Origin of the sequence: Synechococcus sp. B60.1 (genome assembly GCF_047462555.1) — a bacterium.
In the GTDB taxonomy this organism is placed as follows: Bacteria; Cyanobacteriota; Cyanobacteriia; order Thermostichales; family Thermostichaceae; genus Thermostichus.
Window position 1 is genome coordinate 1 of the sequence record NZ_JANSJN010000154.1, and the last position, 3,375, is coordinate 3,375.

Genomic DNA, 3,375 nt, shown 5'->3' on the forward strand with positions numbered 1-3,375 from the left:
CCCACCCCGGTGAAAGACCCGGACAGTGCTGTCAGTCAACAAGTAAGCGGAACCTTGAGACTGGGTTCCAAGGAGCCCTCTAGGGGCGTCTTGACAGCGCCTTTGCGAGTTTGTCTATGGACTGCGTAAGAATCCCCCGACTGTAGTTGGGGGAATGTCAAGCAGCCGAAAAAGTCCGGAGCGACTCACAACCCTAAGATTCTTATCTGCTGGCGGTTGGTTGCAAGGAGCTGGCGACCGCTAGGCCCCTCAATCATCCAGAGATTGTACATTTTGCACAATTCGAGACAGCTCGTTTTTCTCATCCACATTGATGCGGGTTGGGGATCCACTGATAATCCGCTCGTAGCCACGGAAGGAATCGCGAATTTGAATGCCCGAATCGGAAATCAAATATTCGCGGATGCCTTTGTCGTGCCAGGATCCCCGCATTTTAAACACGTTGAGAGCCCGCGCCATCTCGCCCCGAATCTCCACATACTGCAACAGGATGATTGTGTCGGTGATGGTGGAGATGTGGGACTCAGTAATGGAATGGGATCCCATGAACTGGTCGGTGGTATTGGTGAAAAAGCCGGTGATCTCCTCCTGCTTGGCCAGGCCAGTTACCCCGATAACAAACTGCCGGAAAGCATTTTGGCTCACCCCCCGCGCCAGCGCCGACAGCGAGTCGATGGCCATGCGGGAGGGCTTGAAGGCCATCATCTCGGTTTTGATCTTCTGCAGGTGGTCTTCCAGGCCGGCGGACTCCGGGTAAGCGCAGATAATCTTGAGGAGGCCCTGCCGCTCGAACTCCTCTAGGTCAATGCCCCAAGAAGAGGCATTGCGGGAAAGCTGTGCCCGCGACTCTTCGTAGGCAAAGAGGATGCAGCGCTCTCCGTCCAGGCAGCCCCGCTCCAGGAACTTGCTCACCAGCGAGGTTTTGCCCGTGCCGGTGGCGCCGGTGGCCAGGATAATTGAGTCTTTGAAGAAGCCGCCGCCGCACATTTCGTCCAGCTTCTCGATGCCGGAGGAGACGCGCACATTGGAGGAGCGCTGCGTCAGTTGCATGGCTCCCAGCGGGAAGATGTTGATTCCCTCGTTGGTGATGGTGAAGGGATATTCCCCCTTCATGTGGGTGGTGCCCCGCAGTTTCAGGATCTCAATGGTGCGCCGCCGCTTTTCCCCCTCCAGAATGTTGCGCAGAATCACCACGTTGTCGGAGACAAACTCCTCCACACCGTAGCGGGCAATGGGGCCGTACTCGTCGGTGCGCTCGGTGGTCATCACTGTGGTGACATTGGCCTGTTTGAGGCGGGCCGTCAGGCGGAACAGCTCCCGCCGCACCACGCCGGCAGGGTCGTATTGCTGAAAGATGGCCGTCACCGAGTCGATGGCAACCCGCTTGGCTTTGTATTTGCGGATGGCATATTGAATGCGCTCGATGAGGGCCGACAGGTCGAAGTTGCCGCTCACCTCGTATCCCTCTGGATCCGGGGAAGCATCCAGAATAAAGAGCTGGCCTTTGTCGATAAGGGCTTGAAGGTCCCAGCCGAAGCTGGAGGCGTTGCGGATGATGTCGGCAGGGGTTTCCTCAAAGGTGACGAAGATCCCCGGCTCTTGGTACTTGACGATGCCGTTGTAGAGAAACTGGAGGGCAAACAGCGTTTTGCCGGTGCCAGAGGTACCGCTGACCAGGGTGGTGCGCCCCAAGGGCAGCCCGCCGTGGCTAATGTCTTCGAAGCCCTCGATGCCCGTCTGTTTTTTCGGGATCCCCCGCAGCTCTGACCCGCCTAGGAAGGAGCTCGATGGGATCCCCTCCGCGGCGTTATCTTGCAGCTTTTCTGGCTCAGAAGGCCCCAATGGTTGGTTCATTCCCCTCTCTCTCCTAAAACCTGTCTTAAGCCTCTTCGTCCAATTCTTCGTAGAGCAAATCTAGGCCGATGAGCACTTTCTCGCGGTTGGACAGATCACCGATAATTTTCCGCACCGGTGGCGGCAGAATTTTGGCCAAGGTCGGTGTCGCCAAGATCTTATCTTCCTCCGCCAGTTGCGGATTTTTCAAGACGTCGATCACCTTCAGGCTGTACACGCCGCGGAACTCCTTTTCCAAGATGTCTTGCAAGGTGCTGAGGGCGCGCAGAGAATTGGGGGTATTGCCCGCCACATAGAGCTTGAGGACATAGGCTTTGCGAGTGGACATGTTAGGGATCCCTTGGGGCAGGTTTGGGAATGGAGCGACGGTACATTTCGCTCAGGTGGGCCATCACGTCGATGAGAGTGAGGCGGTAATCCAGCAGGATCTCTTCGCTGCGGCCCTCCAGTTTCAGTTGTTTGGCAAAATCCTCCATCAGGTTCATGTGCAGCTCCAACAGTTGGGCAGCGCCGATGTCGGCAAAAAAGGCAAGGGCCACCAGCTCGTCGATGCGGGCATTGACGGTCTCAGGGGACTGAAAATACTCCAGGACAATCGCCTGGTAAAGGTTGCGCAGCCGCCGCATGAGGGCCTGCTGCTCGTCGGGGGGCAGGTGGCGGTAAAACAGCTCCGGATCCCGATGGTAGTACACGCCGGCGTAGCCGAGGCGTTCCCGCAGCTTTTCCGCCAGCCGCCGCTGCTGCTGGTGCGTGTAGAGCAGGTAGGGCTGATCCTTGGGGTAAGGGTTTGCTGCAGGCAGGCTGCAGGTGGGAGAAATCTGAAGAAACAGGGCAATGGCTCGGTTGATCAGCAGCTCCAAGGGAGAGGGAGAAGCAGAAGGAGTGGCCTGGGATCCCTTTGACGGCAACAGCTCTGACGGCGAGACGAGGCGAACCAGGGTGGCGTTGTGGTAGAAAAACCGCTCCCGCTTGAGCAGAGCTCTTGCCCCTGGAGGAACAGGGGGGGAGGATGGTTCACCGGAGCGGCTGGCGCCGCCTTCCGGTTTGAGCTCTTCCGACACAATGGCCACCACTGTCGGCAGCAACAGTCCCTGTTTGCAAAGCTGACAGCCCAACGCCTCCAGCTTGTCCAGCCGCGTCGCGTCCACCAGCAGCACTAGGCAGTCTGGATGGTTTTCCTCCCCTTGCAGAGCCTCCAGAAAGGCTTCCGGCTCCTGGAAGACCTCAGCCACAAAGCGTTCTGGCGACAACAAGGCCTCTGCCGCCAGTGGCTCTCCAGCAGGCGGCTCCCAATCGAGCAAAAGGCTGATGTGCAGTGGGTGGGTGTCGGGCTTCAACAGGATATAAAACGATAAGAGCTGCCTTCGATCTTAAATCTTCTTAAACCTGGCCGGAATCTGCCTTGGTCTCCAGAGAGACTCAAGGAGAACGGGCCATTGCCGCCCCTACACAGCGGGGCAGCTTGGTAGCCTTGCACGGCGGGGCGGAAAAGCTCGCAAGCAACTTGAGTTGCTCTCCCTT

General features: G+C 58.0%; 3 protein-coding genes. All 3 read right to left on the reverse strand.

Translation table 11 applies throughout. The features are described 5' to 3' along the window. Positions 1-249 precede the first annotated feature (249 nt). Genes kaiC through NW863_RS12535 form a run of 3 tightly spaced genes read right to left on the reverse strand, consistent with a single transcriptional unit; the run spans position 250 to position 3,191 of the window. Positions 250-1,854: a circadian clock protein KaiC gene (gene kaiC, locus NW863_RS12525; RefSeq protein ID WP_414366758.1), complete on the reverse strand. Its 1,605-nt coding sequence runs from the start codon at positions 1,852-1,854 to the stop codon at positions 250-252. Between the two features lie 25 nt (positions 1,855-1,879). Then, complete coding sequence (gene kaiB, locus NW863_RS12530) at positions 1,880-2,182, reverse strand: circadian clock protein KaiB (protein WP_011430723.1); 303 nt, start codon at positions 2,180-2,182, stop codon at positions 1,880-1,882. A gap of 1 nt (position 2,183) precedes the next feature. Continuing rightward, complete coding sequence (locus NW863_RS12535; RefSeq protein ID WP_414366760.1) at positions 2,184-3,191, reverse strand: circadian clock protein KaiA; 1,008 nt, start codon at positions 3,189-3,191, stop codon at positions 2,184-2,186. Between the last annotated feature and the right edge of the window lie 184 nt (positions 3,192-3,375).

Coding starts and splice junctions, on each gene's coding strand:
- kaiB (WP_011430723.1), bottom strand. CDS start 2,182: ATGTCCACTCGCAAAGCCTATGTCCTCAAGCTCTATGTGGCGGGCAAT.
- kaiC (WP_414366758.1), bottom strand. CDS start 1,854: ATGAACCAACCATTGGGGCCTTCTGAGCCAGAAAAGCTGCAAGATAAC.